Source organism: Mesorhizobium sp. M1182, from assembly GCF_040318335.1.
Taxonomy (GTDB): domain Bacteria; phylum Pseudomonadota; class Alphaproteobacteria; order Rhizobiales; family Rhizobiaceae; genus Mesorhizobium.
Window position 1 is genome coordinate 105,579 of record NZ_JAMYMD010000014.1, and the last position, 15,879, is coordinate 121,457.

General features: G+C 62.4%; 16 protein-coding genes and 1 pseudogene. 10 read left to right on the forward strand and 7 right to left on the reverse strand.

All coding sequences use genetic code 11. The features are described from left to right. Positions 1-42 precede the first annotated feature (42 nt). The 3 genes from NKH33_RS18480 to iolD form a co-directional block, all read right to left on the reverse strand. On the reverse strand, positions 43-858 hold the full coding sequence (locus NKH33_RS18480) for an SDR family oxidoreductase (RefSeq protein ID WP_352920911.1): 816 nt from the start codon (positions 856-858) through the stop codon (positions 43-45). A 3-nt stretch (positions 859-861) separates the two neighbouring features. After that, the gene (gene iolE / locus NKH33_RS18485) at positions 862-1,761 is read right to left on the reverse strand and encodes a myo-inosose-2 dehydratase (RefSeq protein ID WP_023676597.1); all 900 of its coding nucleotides are present in this window, start codon (positions 1,759-1,761) and stop codon (positions 862-864) included. Positions 1,762-1,886: 125 nt separating this feature from the next. After that, positions 1,887-3,734 (reverse strand): 3D-(3,5/4)-trihydroxycyclohexane-1,2-dione acylhydrolase (decyclizing), encoded by a 1,848-nt coding sequence (iolD, locus tag NKH33_RS18490; protein ID WP_352541472.1) that lies wholly within the window; start codon positions 3,732-3,734, stop codon positions 1,887-1,889. A 107-nt stretch (positions 3,735-3,841) separates the two neighbouring features. Between iolD and iolG the strand changes: the two genes are divergently transcribed. The 10 genes and pseudogenes from iolG to NKH33_RS18540 all read left to right on the forward strand — a co-directional run. Further along, on the forward strand, positions 3,842-4,849 hold the full coding sequence (gene iolG / locus NKH33_RS18495) for an inositol 2-dehydrogenase (RefSeq protein WP_352541471.1): 1,008 nt from the start codon (positions 3,842-3,844) through the stop codon (positions 4,847-4,849). Positions 4,850-4,852: 3 nt separating this feature from the next. After that, positions 4,853-6,289: an NAD-dependent succinate-semialdehyde dehydrogenase gene (locus NKH33_RS18500; RefSeq protein ID WP_352541470.1), complete on the forward strand. Its 1,437-nt coding sequence runs from the start codon at positions 4,853-4,855 to the stop codon at positions 6,287-6,289. 10 nt (positions 6,290-6,299) lie between these two features. After that, positions 6,300-7,115 (forward strand): HpcH/HpaI aldolase family protein, encoded by an 816-nt coding sequence (locus NKH33_RS18505; RefSeq protein ID WP_352920914.1) that lies wholly within the window; start codon positions 6,300-6,302, stop codon positions 7,113-7,115. Then, positions 7,115-8,080 (forward strand): hydroxyacid dehydrogenase, encoded by a 966-nt coding sequence (locus tag NKH33_RS18510; protein ID WP_352541468.1) that lies wholly within the window; start codon positions 7,115-7,117, stop codon positions 8,078-8,080. The genes NKH33_RS18505 and NKH33_RS18510 overlap by 1 nt, the downstream gene beginning before the upstream one ends. Beyond that, entirely contained in the window at positions 8,070-9,194 is a 1,125-nt protein-coding gene (locus NKH33_RS18515) for a Gfo/Idh/MocA family protein (RefSeq protein ID WP_352920917.1), read from the forward strand. The genes NKH33_RS18510 and NKH33_RS18515 overlap by 11 nt, the downstream gene beginning before the upstream one ends. A gap of 137 nt (positions 9,195-9,331) precedes the next feature. Continuing rightward, the gene (locus NKH33_RS18520) at positions 9,332-10,072 is read left to right on the forward strand and encodes an ATP-binding cassette domain-containing protein (RefSeq protein ID WP_352686825.1); all 741 of its coding nucleotides are present in this window, start codon (positions 9,332-9,334) and stop codon (positions 10,070-10,072) included. Then, positions 10,065-11,165 carry an ABC transporter permease gene (locus NKH33_RS18525; protein WP_156937342.1) on the forward strand — a complete coding sequence of 367 codons (1,101 nt, stop codon included), beginning with the start codon at positions 10,065-10,067 and terminating at the stop codon, positions 11,163-11,165. The genes NKH33_RS18520 and NKH33_RS18525 overlap by 8 nt, the downstream gene beginning before the upstream one ends. Positions 11,166-11,223: 58 nt before the next feature. Beyond that, complete coding sequence (locus NKH33_RS18530) at positions 11,224-12,228, forward strand: substrate-binding domain-containing protein (RefSeq protein WP_352541465.1); 1,005 nt, start codon at positions 11,224-11,226, stop codon at positions 12,226-12,228. A 210-nt stretch (positions 12,229-12,438) separates the two neighbouring features. Further along, positions 12,439-13,488 carry a Gfo/Idh/MocA family protein gene (locus tag NKH33_RS18535; protein ID WP_352920920.1) on the forward strand — a complete coding sequence of 350 codons (1,050 nt, stop codon included), beginning with the start codon at positions 12,439-12,441 and terminating at the stop codon, positions 13,486-13,488. A gap of 312 nt (positions 13,489-13,800) precedes the next feature. Next, positions 13,801-14,288, forward strand: a pseudogene (locus NKH33_RS18540) (IS66 family transposase); the annotation flags it as partial. A gap of 386 nt (positions 14,289-14,674) precedes the next feature. Here the strand turns inward: NKH33_RS18540 and NKH33_RS18545 are convergent. The 4 genes from NKH33_RS18545 to NKH33_RS18560 form a co-directional block, all read right to left on the reverse strand. Beyond that, positions 14,675-14,857 carry a hypothetical protein gene (locus NKH33_RS18545; protein ID WP_352541463.1) on the reverse strand — a complete coding sequence of 61 codons (183 nt, stop codon included), beginning with the start codon at positions 14,855-14,857 and terminating at the stop codon, positions 14,675-14,677. Positions 14,858-14,934: 77 nt separating this feature from the next. Further along, the gene (locus NKH33_RS18550) at positions 14,935-15,129 is read right to left on the reverse strand and encodes a hypothetical protein (protein ID WP_352541462.1); all 195 of its coding nucleotides are present in this window, start codon (positions 15,127-15,129) and stop codon (positions 14,935-14,937) included. Between the two features lie 147 nt (positions 15,130-15,276). Further along, the gene (locus NKH33_RS18555) at positions 15,277-15,462 is read right to left on the reverse strand and encodes a hypothetical protein (RefSeq protein WP_352920922.1); all 186 of its coding nucleotides are present in this window, start codon (positions 15,460-15,462) and stop codon (positions 15,277-15,279) included. A gap of 47 nt (positions 15,463-15,509) precedes the next feature. Next, on the reverse strand, positions 15,510-15,719 hold the full coding sequence (locus tag NKH33_RS18560; protein WP_352920924.1) for a hypothetical protein: 210 nt from the start codon (positions 15,717-15,719) through the stop codon (positions 15,510-15,512). Between the last annotated feature and the right edge of the window lie 160 nt (positions 15,720-15,879).

The window sequence follows — 15,879 nt, forward strand, 5'->3', positions numbered from 1 at the left end:
CGGCGATCCTCCGGCCGTCGATTCTCAATCGGTGTCGGAAGGTTAAAACGCCATCGCCTTTTCAGGCACGGCCATGGGGCCGGATGCGGCACCAAGGACTGTCTGGTCGTAATCCACCACCGAACCTGTCATGAGCCCGGCATCGTCCGAAACAAGGAAGTTTACCGCCCGCGCGACCTCGCGGGGGTCGATCAGGCGCCCGAAGGGCAGGTTTGCGACCGCTTTCGCTTCCCAATTGGAATCGCCCGTCTCACTCGCCTGTAACTCCCGCTCATGGTCGGAGGCCATCCAGCCGACATCAAGCTGGTTGACGCGGATGCGGTTCTTCATCACGGAAAACGCCGTGTTGCGGGTCAGCGTCGCCAGCGCCGCCTTAGTGGCACAGTAAACGTTGATGAAAGGCTGGCCGGCATGTTCCGAGATCGAGCCGATGTTGCAGATGGCGCCTTCAATGCCGTCGCGGATCATGCGGCGGATGGCCTCCTGCATCAGGAAGTAGGGTCCGCGCACGTTGACGGCGAACAGGGCGTCGAAAAGTTCGGGCGAGGTATCGAGGATGGTGCCACGGTCCGTGCGGGCACCGGCGTTCACCAGCACATGTATCTTGCCATGAACGCGCTCGGCCTCCGCCATCACGCTTCGGCAATCTTCGACTTTGCCGAGATCGGCCTTGACAAAGTGGACAGGCACGCCGGTGTCGTGCGTGATCGCCTCGGCCGCGGCACGGCCCTTCGCCTCGTTGCGGCCGAGAGTGACAAGACCGGCAGCGCCGGCTTCCGCCAGCCGGCGCGCAATGGCCGCTCCCAACCCCTGCGTTGAACCCGTGACAACGCAGACCTTTCCATCCATGCGATTCATACTTCAGCTCTCCACAGTGTAGCCAGCCGCGGCCATGACGCGCCGCAATTCCTTATGCCCGATCTTCGCCATTTCGAGTGGCGGACTTTTGACGGGATCCTGCTCGGCTTCAACGACGAACCAGCCTTCGTAACCGTAGGAGGCCAGCCGCTTCACGATCGCCTCGAAGTCGAGCGAGCCGTCACCGGGTACGGTGAAGGCCCCCTTTACCACTGCGTCGAGAAAACTTTCCCGGCTGCGGTCGAGCCCGTCCACGACCGCTTGGCGGATGTCCTTGGTGTGTACATGCGAAATGCGGGCGTGGTGCTTGTCCACCACCCGCAGCACGTCGCCGCCGGCAAAGGCCATATGGCCGGCATCGTAGAGCAGGGGCAGACCCTCGCCGGAATGCTTCATCAGCAGATCGACGTCCTGTTCGCTTTCGATCGGCGCGGCCATGTGGTGGTGGTAGCAAATCGGCATGCCCTGACCCGCGCACCATTCGCCGAAAGTGGTGAGCTTACGGCCGTAGGCCTTGATCTGATCGTCGTCGAGACGCGGGCGCATAGCCAGCGGCGTTCCGCGGTCGCCCTGAATGGTGCGACCCGTCTCGCCATAGACGATGCAGGGCGCGTTGGTCGCCTTGAACAACTCCATCTGCGCGGCGATGCGGTCCTTCTCTTCATCGATATTGCCGACCAGCAAGCGGCCGGAGAACCAGCCGCCACAGACGCTCATGGCATGCTGCCTCAGGATGGGCTCAAGCACGGCCGCGTCCATCGGGAAGCGGCGGCCAGTCTCCATGCCGGTGAAGCCGGCCTCACGGGCCTGCCGCAGGCACTCCTCCAGCGAGACGTCGTCGCTCAGTTCGGGAAGGTCGTCGTTCCACCAGGCGATCGGCGCGATGCCAAGCTTGGCTCTCATCGTCATCTCCAATCATGATTTTCGAATGCTGCTGGCTGCCTGCGCAGCGACAAAAAACTGCCGGAACAATGCTCAGGGAGTTTTGCATCGTTCCGGCAGGGGACGCCCCCGCGCGCCCGAACGGTTCAGACACCCACGCGCTGCTTCTTGCGACCTTCGGTTTGCGCGGCATGCGCGTCGCGGACCTGCTGGCGCCCGCTGATCTCGGGCACGCCGACGTCCCACCATGCATCCCCGGGCGTCCAGCTGAAGGCGTCGGATACGATGGCAATGACGGTGGTTCGGTCGGTGGTCTTCGCCCATTCGATCGCTTGGCCGAGATCGGCAAGGCTTTCGACACGCCGCGCCAGCGCGCCCATGGCTTCCGCGTGCTTGGCGAAGTCGACCGAGAACGGCTCCTTGACCCGGCAGTCCTTGATAAGGTTATTGAAGGAGGCGCCGCCCTTGGCGTTCTGCAGCCGATTGATCACCGCATAGCCGCCATTGTCGCATACCACGAGAATCATCTTGTGGCCGGCGAGCACCGACGAATAGATGTCGGAGTTCATCATCATGTAGGTGCCGTCGCCGATCATGACGATCGGCGTGCGGGTAGGGTCGGCCATGGCCGCGCCCCAGCCGGCAGAGATTTCATAACCCATGCAGGAGAAGCCGAACTCGCAGTCGAAAGTGTTGGGTTCCTTCACCCGCCAGTTCTTCATCACCTCGCCGGGCAGTCCGCCGGCCGCGGTGATCAGCAGGTCACGCTCGCCCGCCTTGGCGTTCACCACGCCTACGACCTGCGCATAGGTCGGGACCGGCTCGTTGGTCGGCTTCTGGAAGCCGTCAAGCATCGTGTTCCACTTGGCGAACTCGATGCGACCCTTGTCTGTCCAGGCCCTCTCCGCTTTCCAGTCGCCGAGGGCACCTTCGAGTTCGCTCACCGTCTCCAGCGCGTCGCCGACGACGGCGAGCGCCCGGTGCTTGGTGGCATCCCAGCGTGCGGCATTGATCGAGACGAACTTTGCGTCGGCCGAGAAGGCGCTCCAGGATCCGGTGGTGAAGTCCATGAGCCGTGTGCCGACGGCGATGATCACGTCGGCTTCCGCCGCCAGCGCGTTGGCGGAGGTTGAGCCGACGATGCCGATCGGTCCGACATGCGCGGGGTGGTCGTGCGTAACCGTGCCTTTGCCGGCAATCGTCTCCGCGAGCGGGATCCCATGCCTTTTGGCGAAATCGCCAAGAACCTTCTCGGCACCCGAATAACGCACGCCACCACCCGAGATGATCAGCGGCCGCTTTGCGCCTTTGAGGAGGCGGGTCGCTTCGGCGAGCCGGCTGCGATCGGGCCGGGGGCGCGGCACCTCATTCACCGTCTGTTCGAAGAAGGCTTCGGGATAATCCCAGGCGATCTCCTGCACATCCTGCGGCAAAGCGATGAAGGCAGGCCCGCAATCGGCCGGATCAAGCAGCACCGCAACCGCCTGCGGCAACGACGAGATGATCTGCTCGGGATGGACGATGCGGTCCCAGTAGCGCGTGACCGCCTTAAAGGCGTCATTGACGTTGATGGTTGGGTCGCCGAAGTGCTCGACCTGCTGCATGACCGGATCGGGCCGGCGACTGACGAAGGTGTCGCCTGAGAGCATCAGCACCGGCAGCCGGTTCGAATGGGCGACACCCGCCGCCGTCACCATGTTCAGCGCACCCGGACCGATCGAGGTCGCCGCAACCATGATCTGGCGCCGGCGCTTCGCCTTTGCAAAGCCGATCGCTGCAAGCGCCATCGACTGCTCATTCTGGCCGCGCCAGGTCGGCAGCACGTGCTTCACCGCCTCGAGTGCTTCAGAAAGGCACGTCACGTTGCCGTGCCCGAAGATGGCGAAGACTCCCGGAAAAAGCGGAACTTTCTCGCCGTCGACGACCGTGAACTGGTTGCACAGATAGCGCACGAGCGCCTGTGCCATGGTCAGACGGACGGTGGCCCTGGTCATCTTTGTCTCCTCCCTAACGACGGTCTTTCCAAATCTATACGGAATGCCCATTGACAAATCAATATGTTTGCAACGATCATTGCAAAAATTCAAACCGGGAGGATTTCTTGCTCAGGATTGCTGTGCTCGGCTGTGGTCGGATAGGTAGGATGCATGCGGCAAACATCGCCGCGCATCCCCGTGCGGAACTGGCCACCGTCTATGACATCGACGAATCGTCCGCGGAGGCTGTCGCGGCGCGGCACGGCGTTCGCGCTTCGGGATCCGCCGACGAGGTATTTGCCTCGGCAGATGTAGATGCGGTCCTTGTCGCGACGGTGACTGACACGCATGCCGACTACATCGAAAAGGCGGTGGCCGCTGGCAAACCCGTGCTCTGCGAGAAGCCGATCGATCTTAGTCTGGAAAGGGTGAACCGTTGCGCCGAAGCAATTTTGTCCAAGGGCGTGCCGGTCCAGATCGGCTTCAACCGACGTTTCGACCCCGGTCATCGTGCGGCGTGGAACGCCGTACGATCCGGCGAGATCGGCGACCTGCACCAGGTCATCATCACCTCGCGTGATCCTGGCATGCCGCCCCGTTCCTACTACGAGGTCGCGGGCGGGCTTTTTCGCGACATGACGATCCACGATTTCGACCTCGCCCGCTTCATGCTGGGAGAGGAGCCGGAGGAGGTGTTCGCCATAGGAGGCCGGCTGATCGACCCGGCGATGATGGAGGAACTAAACGACTACGACAGCGTCATGGTCGTGATGCGAACCAAAAGCGGCAAGCAGTGCCACATCAACAATTCCCGCACCTCAACCTATGGATACGACCAGCGCGTCGAGCTTCTGGGCAGCACCGGCATGGTGATCAGCGGCAACCGGAAGCCTCATGAGTTGCGCCGTTACTCGGCCGCGCGGGCCGAAGCCACCACGCCCTACCTCGACTTTTTCATCGAGCGATACCGCGAAGCGTTCGATGCCGAGATCGACGCCTTCGTTACCTGCGTCGAGAAGGCCGAGCGGCCGCTGGTCGGTTTCGAGGACGGGCGCCGCGCTCTGGTCTTGGCCGAAGCGGCGATGAAATCGGCGGTCGAAGGCCGCTCCGTGAAGGTCAGCGAGATCGGATAAGCCATGTACGCGAAATACGGATTGTTTATCGATGGTCGTTGGCGACCGGCGTTCGGAAATGCCACCTCCACGGTCCTGAGCCCGGTCACAGAAGAGTCACTTGGGAATGCGCCATCTGCCGCCTTCGTCGATACCGAGGAGGCTCTGGAAAGTGCGGTCCGCGGCTTCGCCGCCTGGAAAGTCAAAAGCGCCTTCGAGCGGGCTGACGCGCTTCACGCCATCGCCGACGAGATGATCCGCCGCAAGGACGAAGCGACGCGGATGATCTCGACCGAGACCGGCAAGCCAATCGCCCAGTCTGAGCGGGAATGGGGACTCTCGATCGACCAGTTCCGCTGGTATGCCGAAGAGGCGCGGCGCATCTATGGTCGAGTCATCGAAAGCCGCGTACCGGGCGGCCGGTTTGAGGTCCTGCGCGAACCGGTCGGGGTTGCGGCAGCGTTCACGGCCTGGAATTTTCCGGCTGCTCTGGTTGCCCGCAAGGTGGCGCCGGCGCTAGCTGCCGGCTGTTCGACTATCATCCGTCCGTCGAGCCAGACTCCCGGCGTGGCGATGGTGATGGTCGACTGCATGCGCGCCGGCAGGCTTCCTGCCGGCACGGTGAACCTCGTCATCGGCCTGACGGACACGACTTATGCGCCCATCATGGCTTCGCCTGCTGTCCGCAAGGTATCGCTGACCGGCTCCACTCGAGTCGGCCAGCAAATGATCCGCGATGCCGCCGACACGGTGAAGAAGGTGTCGATGGAGCTTGGCGGCAACGCGCCGCTGATCGTCTTCGACGATGCAGATCTAGACACTGCGCTCAACCTGTCGGTGCCAACCAAATACGCTAATGCCGGGCAGGTCTGCGTGACGCCTGATCGCTTCTTCGTCCACGAAAGCCTCCACGACTCTTTCGTCGAAGGCTTCGTCGAACGCGCAAGAGCATTGAAGCTGGGCGACGGCCTCGACCCCTCGGTTCAGATGGGACCGCTAATCAGCGACCGCCGGCTTGCGGAGATCGAAGCCATCGTCGACGACGCGGTGGGGGCCGGAGCAAAAGTAGCGACCGGAGCTGGTCGCGCCGCCTCGTTCAATGCGGGCCATTTCTATGAGCCCACCGCTCTCAGTGACGTTACCGACAACATGACGGTCTTTGCCCAAGAGAACTTCGGACCCATCGCGGCGATCGCCAGATTCAGCTCCGACGACGAGGTGCTCGCGCGAGCAAATGCTTCGCCGGTGGGGCTTTCGGCCTATGCGTTCACCCGCAGTCCAGACAGGGCCAGGCGAGTTGTCGCGGAGCTCAAGGCGGGCATGGTGGGCATCAACAGCTTCGCTCTTGCCGCGTCCGAGGCTCCGTTCGGCGGCACGAAATATTCCGGAATGGGTCGCGAAGGCGGCAGCGAAGGTATCGGTGACTACCTCGACACCAAGCTTGCGCAGATCGTGTTCTGAGGAGGCCGCCTTGATCAAGAACGAGCTCAAGCAGATCTGGGCCGAAGGGCGGCCCACGATCAATGGCTGGCTTTCGATCGGCAATCCATTCACCGCCGAGATCATGGCCGCGCAGGGCTATGACAGCGTGAGCATCGATGTCCAGCACGGCGCGCTCGACTATTCGATGCTGCTTCCGATGTTCCAGGCGATGCGTGCATCCAGGGTGGTGCCCATGGCGCGCGTGCCGTGGGTGGAGCCGGGCATCATCATGAAGGTGCTGGATGCCGGCGCCTATGGCGTGATCTGTCCCATGATCAACACGCCGGAACAGGCGGCTCAGCTCGTCAGCTACCTGCGCTATCCGCCGGCCGGCCAGCGCAGTTTTGGGCCGACGCGTGCCAACTTCTCGGCGGGTGCCAACTACGCGGCCGAGGCCAATGACGAGATCCTGGCTTTCGCCATGGTCGAGACCGCCGAGGCAATGCGCAATCTCGATGCGATCGCCGCAACGCCAGGGCTCGACGGCATCTATGTCGGTCCCGCAGACCTGACCTTCAGCCTGCACCAGGGGCGTCTCGCGCCGTCCTTCGATCGCGAGGAGCCTGACATGATCGCCGCTCTGCGGACGATCGTTACGGCCTGCAAGAGGAACGGCAAACGCGCCGCGCTCCATTGCGGCACGGCCGACTACGCCGCACGTGCCGTCGAATGGGGTTTCGAGATGACAACCATCTCGGGTGACTCCCGACTGCTTGCCTCCGCCGCGCAGGCAAGTGTCGCTCGCTTCCGCGAATTGACGGGTGCGAAAGCCGTCCCGGCCGAAGCCGGCAAGGGAGGCTATTGATGCCCCACGTCCTGGTCGCCGGAAAGCTTCATCCGAGCGGCATCGAACTTCTCGATGGGTCGCCCGGCGTCACCTACGACTATGTCGAAGATGTCTCCGAGCCAAGCTATGCACCTCTGATCGGCAAGGCCGATGGTCTCGTCATCCGCACCCAGCCCTTGTCGGCTCCGACCGTCGCACGCGCCGAGAGACTGAAGATCGTCTCGCGCCATGGCGTCGGCTACGACGCCGTGGATCTGCCTTCTCTCAACGAACGTGGTATCGCGCTGGCGATAGTCGGCGACGTGAATTCGGTGTCGGTGGCCGAGCACGCTATGATGCTGTTGCTGGCGGCAACCAAGCGGCTCATCCGCGCGGATCGTTCGGTCCGCGACAACGAATGGGGTTGGCGCAACCGGCTGGAGCCAAACGAACTCGCGGGCAAGCGACTGCTGATCCTCGGGTTCGGCCGGATCGGCCGCCACTTGGCGCGCATGGCGGCAACATTCGGCATGAACGTGCGCGCATATGATCCATTCCTTGCAAGGCAAGGCTGGCCGGAGGGGCCGGTCGCGTCGGTGAGCGACTTGCAAACGGGACTCGCCTGGGCCGATGCGATCTCCGTCAACGTACCCAAGGCCGAGCGCCCGGTGATCGGGCCAATGGAACTCTCGGCGATGAAGCCGACTGCCGTACTCATCAACACTGCGCGGGGCGGCGTGGTCGACGAGGCGGCGCTGATCGCGGCGCTGCGAGAGGGGCGCATCGCCGCAGCCGGTATCGACGTCTTCGACGATGAACCGCCTGCCGCGAACCATCCGCTCTTCGGCTTCGACCAAGTGATTCTGACGCCGCATATAGCCGGGCTCACCGCCGAATGCGGAGAACGCATGGCGATCTCGTCCGTGCGGAACGTGCTCGATTTTTTCGCCGGGCGGATTGACTCGGCGCTGGTGGTAAACGGAGCCGCGTTGAATGGCCGGTGAAAAACCTCAACTCAGAATCGGCCTGATCGGCACCGGCTTCATGGGCAAGACCCATGTGTTCGGCTTTGCTGCCGCACAACGTGTCTTCGATCTTCCCTACGAACTGGTGCTCCACACGGTTGCGGACAGAACCGATGACCTCGCCGCGCAGGCGGCGCAGGCCTTGGGGTTCGCGCGGGCGAGCGGGGACTGGAGGCGTCTGGTCGAGGACTCGGAGATCGATATGATCGATATCACGGCGCCGAACGCCTTCCACAAGGAGATGGCGCTCGCCGCCATTGCCGCCGGCAAGCACGTCTATTGCGAGAAGCCGCTGGCGCCCGTTGCGGCGGATGCCCGACGGATGGCCGAGGCGGCGGAAGCGGCCGGCGTCAGGACGCAGGTCGGGTTCAATTATCTCTGCAACCCGCTGCTCGCGCTGGCGCGGAAGATGATCCGCGCGGGCGAGTTGGGCGAGATCCGCAGCTATCGCGGCATTCACGCCGAGGATTACATGGCGGATGCGGAAAGCCCATTTACCTTCCGGCACGATCCTGTCGGCGGTGGCGCATTGGTGGATCTGGGCAGCCATGCTCTGGCCACGGCGGAGTTTCTGCTTGGCTCGGTGGAACGGGTCCTCGGCGATTCCGTCACCGTCATAGCGAGCCGTCAGGATGGCCGAGGCGGGCGCCGGACCATCGAGGTCGACGACATCGGTCGCGCATTTCTGCGTTTTGCCAATGGTGCATCCGGCAGCATCGAAGCGAGCTGGGTCGCCACCGGCCGCAAGATGCAGCACGATTTCGAGGTCTATGGCACCAAGGGGGCGCTCGTCTTCAGCCAGGAGCGCTTCAACGAGCTGCATTTCTACAGCACGGCCGATCCCGGCGGCCGGCGTGGCTTTCGGCGCATCGAGGCCGGTCCGGATCACGATCCCTATGGATTCTTCTGCGTCGCACCAGGCCATCAGCTCGGCTTCAACGATCTGAAGGCTATCGAGATTGCGCGGTTCGTCGATGCGATCGCCGGGAAGCGAGACGAGTCTTTCGGCTTCCGGGCCGGCCAACGCATCCAGGAACTCGTGGAGGCAATTCAGGGCTCGGCCCGGGAGAGCAAGTGGCTGCGAACAGACTGATGCGAGGGAGAGTTGGTCGCCGCCCCGCATGCGTCTGAAATAAACGTTGCATGTTTGTACATTTTGCAATATAGATTGCAGCCGGAGAGAGGTACGTCGGCTGAGTGCTCAAGTCGACGTCGCACAGGGAGGAGAATGTGTCTGTGCTGGACGTACGAAGCGTCTCGAAAAGCTTTGGTGCTATCCGCGCCTTGTCAGATGTTAGCTTCGCGGTTGCTGCCGGCGAGGTGGTTGGCCTGATGGGCGACAACGGTGCCGGGAAATCGACCATGGTGAAGCTGATTGCGGGGAACTTCCCACCCTCCGACGGCGAAATCGCGGTGGACGGCAAGGTCTGCCATTTCCACAAGCCGATCGAGGCACGGGGCGAAGGGATCGAGGTCGTCTATCAAGATCTGGCCTTGGCCGACAATCTGACGGCCGCCCAAAATGTCTTTCTCGGCCGCGAGATGAAGAAGGGGTTTTGGCCGCTCCGCGTGCTCGACAAGCAGACGATGATCAACCGCTCGGCAAAACTGTTCGCGGAGCTGAAGTCGGAGACGCGGCCGCGCGATCTGGTCAAAAAAATGTCAGGCGGCCAGCGGCAGGCGGTCGCCATTGCCCGCACCCGGCTATCCAACTCCAAGCTCGTGCTGATGGATGAGCCGACCGCGGCGATTTCCGTCCGCCAGGTAGCCGAGGTGCTGGAGCTGATCCGGCGGCTCAAATCGCAAAATGTGTCGGTAATGCTGATCAGCCACCGCATGCCCGATGTGTTCGCGGTCTGCGACCGCATCATCGTGCTGAGACGCGGCTCGAAAGTGGCCGACAAGGCGACGGAGAAGACATCGCCGGAGGAGATCACCGGCCTAATTACGGGAGCAATCCGTGATGCATAGCCAGAGCGACATGCTGAAGGAAGGCCATGCGTCCATCGGTGATGTGGTCGGCATAATAGAGCAGAGCGTTTTCCAGAAGATGATCGCCAGCCAGGCCTTCTGGGTCGCGATCGCGCTTTTCGTGTTGGTGGTCTTCATGACGTGGCTGGAGCCCAGCTTCGGCACGGTCGACAACGTTACCAACACCACCCGCAATTTTGCACCTATCGCCATCATGGGGCTGGGCATGACGGTGGTGCTGATCACCGGCGGCATCGATCTGTCGGTCGGCTCGGTGATGGGGCTGGTCGCGATCGTCGCCGGCCTGCTGCTCACTTGGCACCAGCCTTGGTATGTGGCGTTTGGCGCGGGTCTGCTCGCAGGCATCGCCTGCGGAGCCTTTAACGGTTTCTTCGTGGCCTATATCGGCATGCCGTCCTTCGTGGTGACGCTAGGCATGCTGTCGATCGCGCGCTCGCTGGCGGTCGTGCTGTCCGGCAACCAGATGCTTTACCAGTTCGGACCCGATGCGCCGATCGTCAAGGCCATCGGCCAGGCCAAATGGCCGAGGCACACGCCTGACGGCTGGGTGCCTCATTGGATCCCGGAACTGTCCTCGCAGTTCTGGGTGATGGTGATCCTCGCGCTCATCGTCGGCTCCGTCTTCATTTTCACCGCCTGGGCGCGCCACCTCTTCGCGATCGGCGGCAACGAGAACGCCTCGCGGATGACCGGCGTCCCCGTCGACTGGATCAAATTCCAGGCCTATGTCTTCTGCGCATTTACCGCATCGATCGCGTCCCTGCTGCTGCTCGGCTACAGCGGCTCGGCCATCAACGCGATGGGAACCGGCTACGAGTTGAGGGTGATCGCCGGCACCGTCATCGGGGGGGCCAGCCTGATGGGCGGCTACGGAACCGCGTTTGGCGCTGTGATCGGTTCGGCCTTCCTCGAGGTCATCCGCAACGCGCTGCTGATGGCCGGGATCGATTCGAACTGGCAGGGCGCCTTTGTCGGGGCTTTCATCATTCTTGCCGTGCTTCTCGGCATGCAGACCTCGGGCAAGTCGCTGCGGGCGACGCTGGAGGGTATGTTTACCTGGAAGCGCAAATAGAATCCGGCGGCCGCAAGCCGTCGGGGATAGTGGACGTCAAAACAAAGTGGAGGAACAGGTGAAAAAATACATTCTGACGGCGGCCGTGGCGTTTTCCGCGCTGATGGCAGGGCAGGCCTATGCCCAGCAGAAATACGTCTTCGCCCTTGTGCCGAAGAACATGAACAATCCTTTCTTCGACCAGGCTCGTGACGGCTGCAAGAAGGCCGAAGCCGAATCCAGCGGCGCGATCGAATGCATGTATATCGGCCCCGGCGAGCATGGCGGCGGCGAGGAGCAGGTGCAGATCGTGCAGGACCTGGTGGCCAAGAAGGTCGACGGCATCGCCGTCGCCCCGTCGAACGCCGCGGCAATGGCCGTCGCGCTTCAGGCCGCCAGGGAAGCGGGCATTCCCGTGCTTACCTGGGACTCGGATGTGCTACCGGAGAACAAGGACCTGCGTGTCGCCTATATCGGCACGCACAATTACGAAATTGGCGTCAACCTCGCCAAGATCGTGCAGACCATCAAGCCGAAAGGCGGTACCATCTGTATCCAGTCGGGCGGAGCTGCCGCGGCCAACCACAATGAGCGCATGAAGGGTATACGCGATACGCTGGCCGGCAAGGAGTCGGCTGCCTCGCCAGGTGATGCCCTGACCGGCCAGAACGGCTGGACGGAAGCACCGGGCTGCCCTCTCTATACCAACGACGACTTCCCTCTGTCGGTTCAGCAGTTCCAGGACTTCATGGCGAAGACGCCAAACCTCGACGCCTTCGTGCCGACAGGCGGCTTTCCGCAATTCATACCGGATGCCAATCGCGCTGCGGTCGAGCCGTACAAGGATAAGATCGCCAAGAAGGAGCTGGCTCTGGTCGTCGCCGACACGCTGCCGGTGCAGATGGACCAGATGAAGGAAGGCCTGTCGCTCGGCCAGGTCGGACAGCGGCCGTTCGAAATGGGCTACAAGACCATGCTGGCGCTGAAGGACATCAAGGACGGCAAGCCCGCGCCGGCCGACCCGACCTACACCGGTCTCGACGTCTGCACCCCCGAAACCGCCGACACCTGCATCGGAAAGTAGGCGGGGGGCGCAACTCTGCGGCGGGCGAGGGATGACTCTTGCCCGCCTTTGCCCCTGAGAGGCGACAACAGACCCATCGAGCGACTGGCTCAAATCGACCGCTGCCGTCAGGCCTCAGAGACGCTCCGCTGGCCACGGCGTGACCATTTTTAGACGAGTGCCGGGAGTGATCCCATTCGGGAGGAGCAATTGAGAAAGATACGATATGCCGTGGTGGGCGCGGGCTGGATCACACAGGAAGCCTTTATGCCCGGTGTGTCCCAGACCGGAAACTCGACAATCACGGCGATCGTCAGCGGCTCGGCCAAAAACGCCGCTAAGCTCGCCGAATTCTACGGCGTGGAACACGTCTTCAGCTATGAGCAGTACGACCAGATGCTCGCATCGGACGTCGCCGATGCAGTTTACGTGGCATTGCCGAACTCCATGCATGCCGACTATGCGATCCGAGCCCTGAGAGCCGGCAAGCACGCGCTCGTTGAGAAGCCGCTGGCCACGACCGAGGCGGAATGCGAGGCGATGATCGCCGCCGCCAATGAGAGCGGAGCGTACCTGATGACGGCGTATCGGCTGCACAACGAGCCCGGCACTGTCGAGGTGCTGGAGCGCATCCGCAGCGGTGAGATCGGCGATCCCCGCATCTTTGCCGCGGTCTTCTCCTTCGTAGCGTCGTCCGACAATCACCGCCTCAAGGCCGCCTATTGGGGCGGTCCCTTGCAGGACATCGGCGTCTATTGCCTGAATGCCGCGCGCCATATCTTTGCCACTGAGCCGATCGAGGCAGTCGCGGTAAGGAGTTTCGGCAGCGCCTCAGTCGGGGAGGTAGAGGAAAGCATTGCCGTGACGTTGCGCTTCCCCGAGGGCCGGCTTGCACAGTTCATTGCCAGCTTCGGCGCGGACAATTCGGATTTTTACCACGTGGCCGGAACGAAGGGGAGCGTAACAGCCGAACCTGGCTTCCGTTTCGAGACTGCCGTGCAAATGAAGCTTCGGCATGGCGACATCAGAACCGAAACGACGTTCCCGCAGACAGACCATTTCGCCGGACAGACCGCGTATTTCTCCGACTGCATCCTGAATGCACAACCGCCTGAAGCCGACGGTGGAGAAGGATTTGCCGACGTGCGCGCCCTGCTTGCCATTGAGCGCGCCGCCAGCACCGGTCAGCCTCAGAAGATAGACACGCCGGCACGGCAGGTTCATCCTACTGCGGATATGATCCGCATCTTGCCTACAACGGACCAGCGGCTGCTTCTCTGACGCGCTTTCGCCCGCGGAGCCGGCCAGGATTCATTGCGAGAAGCGTCTCACGAAACGGCATCGCGTACCGCGTTGTACCGTGCAACCGTTCATGCGGAGGCAGTCACGATCTTGTTTCCGAACGTGCTCGACGGGCTGCGCTGGGTGAAATTCATCCAGGCGGCCGCCGACTCGCACGAGGCCGGAAAAGCCCGGACAACAGGCTGGCTTGACTGAACGCATTGGAATAATACGGAGGTCAACTTGAGTATACGCGTTGGAATTATCGGCGTAGGGGTAATGGGTGCGGATCACGCGCGGATGCTCGCATCACCTCAAGCCCGGCTTGCCGCCCGACGGGAGCATTCCGCGCCCATCATCGCTGCCCTGAAACCATGGTTCGAAAAGCAGCTATCGATGATCTCCTCCGGCTCTGGCCTGGCCGAAGACATCCGGCATGGGCTCGGCCACTGGCAAGGCATGACCCGCTTCCTGGACGATGGCCGCCTGGAACTCGACACCAACCCGGTCGAAAACGCGATCAGGCCAGTATGCCTGACCAGAAAAAAATGCCCTGTTTGCAGGTCACGAAGTCGGGGCCGAAAATTGGGCGCTGCTCGCCTCCATCGCCACCTGCAGGCTAAACGACGTCAACCCGGTCGCCTACCTCGCCGAAACCCTCGACGCCATCATCAAACGGCCATCCGCAGACCCAGATCGAGGAACTCATGCCCTGGCGATTCCGAAAAACGTCAAGCCCAAATCCACAGGCGATCCGCGAGGCGCTCACCCTAAGCTTTATCATTGACGGTCTGACTTGACGTCTGGCCCGAGGGCGGCCTTCGCTACTATTCCGAAACTTAAGGTTTCGCCCTACCGCGTAGTTGGGGTCGGCTGTCTTAAGAGGGCCGCTGCCCAAGGTGCCTACTTCTTAACGCATTGGCGGACTGGTGCGGCCGAGCAAACTTCGCCCACGCCGCAGTCCAGGTCGCGTGAACAAGGTTCCGGCATTTGCGGTGGCTCCAGCGTGACGAAGGGCGTCCTCGGCTCTTCCCCCGGTCTCGCCGTTCTCGGGAGGAAGGCGCCGGGATCACCGAGCGACTTCACATATCGATAGAATGACCGAATGTCGCTCTCCGGCATGACGCGAACGTTGTACCAAGGCATCGGGTGATGTCCGGGTTTTGCCCAAAGGGACATAGGGGCATCAAATCAGGCGGTTGCTTTCCGCAATTTGACGCGCCCGCCGCACCGTGCCGTCGGTGTCGGCGGACTTTCGTCTTGTTGCTTCGTCGCTTCTGATCGTCAGCCGCTTCGACAGGATTTTTCCAGTTTCGACGATTGGCTTGACCGGTATGGCCGGAGCGTCCGGAGTTTTCATGTACCTCATGCTTATTATCCTTTTAGGCAAAAATGAAAGAGAGCGCGGAGCGGCTGTCCGCCCCGGCACCTTGCACGGCGATAAAATTACGGTCGCACGATCCAGGCCAGCAACGCCGGATTAAAATCGGAGTTGCCGGTATAGTCGCGGATCAAAAGCGCGGCGTATGCCTGCCACTGATCCTCGGGGATCTGCTTTTCAATGACCGATGTTCTGAACGCGTCACGCAGGATATTGCAGTCAAAAGTCGAAATCACATCGGCCGATTGATCGTTGTCCATAATGCGGCTCCCATCGAGGGGGCGGGAGTACGATGGACGCTCTCAAGCGCCGGTGCCCATTGTTCTGTGGCCGGCGACAACGGACTGTACGCCCCGCACAGGTGCTTAGCGAATCATTCCGGCGAATTTGCTCGCCGGTGTGCTAGCTCAGCGGCCGGCCTGTTCCCGCCGCTTGGCGTCTTCATCGTTCAGCCGGCCGACCATCTCGTCCGCTTCGCCGGCATTGATGCCGACCATGATCTTGTGATCGGACTCGGCGGGCTGGCCGGTGAAAACGTCGAAAACGGTCCAGCTGTCCGGGCGTTCCATGCGAAACGCGTAGCGGTTTGCCATAGTCGCGTCCTATTCATTTTTGCCGGCACCAATTTGTGTCGATCGGTTCAGGCCTGCACAATGACAAAGACTGCCGCCAGGCCAACGACTGTCCACAGCACCACGCACACCTTCAAAGCCAGGCCCCCGTGCCGTGAGATGCCCTCCCGCATGCGGGGTACCCCGTTCTTCATTCTCCTGCCCGGCGTGGCCGCAACGCCGACCGGCGGCTTGACCCTAAGTCTGCCGAATACCGGAAGCAGCGTCGGCTCACGCACGGGCTTCTCCGGACGCCAAGGTCTCAGTATCCCATGCTGCCGCCGCCACCGCCGCCGCCACCACCAACTGCCGGTGCGGCTTCCTTCGCCGGAACGTCGGTGATCATGGCTTCCGCCGTGATCAGAAGCGCCGCAATGGAGCCCGCGTCCTGCAGCGCCG

Coding starts and splice junctions, on each gene's coding strand:
- NKH33_RS18480 (WP_352920911.1), bottom strand. CDS start 858: ATGAATCGCATGGATGGAAAGGTCTGCGTTGTCACGGGTTCAACGCAG.
- iolE (WP_023676597.1), bottom strand. CDS start 1,761: ATGAGAGCCAAGCTTGGCATCGCGCCGATCGCCTGGTGGAACGACGAC.
- iolD (WP_352541472.1), bottom strand. CDS start 3,734: ATGACCAGGGCCACCGTCCGTCTGACCATGGCACAGGCGCTCGTGCGC.
- NKH33_RS18500 (WP_352541470.1), top strand. CDS start 4,853: ATGTACGCGAAATACGGATTGTTTATCGATGGTCGTTGGCGACCGGCG.
- NKH33_RS18510 (WP_352541468.1), top strand. CDS start 7,115: ATGCCCCACGTCCTGGTCGCCGGAAAGCTTCATCCGAGCGGCATCGAA.
- NKH33_RS18515 (WP_352920917.1), top strand. CDS start 8,070: ATGGCCGGTGAAAAACCTCAACTCAGAATCGGCCTGATCGGCACCGGC.
- NKH33_RS18525 (WP_156937342.1), top strand. CDS start 10,065: ATGCATAGCCAGAGCGACATGCTGAAGGAAGGCCATGCGTCCATCGGT.
- NKH33_RS18545 (WP_352541463.1), bottom strand. CDS start 14,857: ATGAGGTACATGAAAACTCCGGACGCTCCGGCCATACCGGTCAAGCCA.
- NKH33_RS18550 (WP_352541462.1), bottom strand. CDS start 15,129: ATGGACAACGATCAATCGGCCGATGTGATTTCGACTTTTGACTGCAAT.
- NKH33_RS18555 (WP_352920922.1), bottom strand. CDS start 15,462: ATGGCAAACCGCTACGCGTTTCGCATGGAACGCCCGGACAGCTGGACC.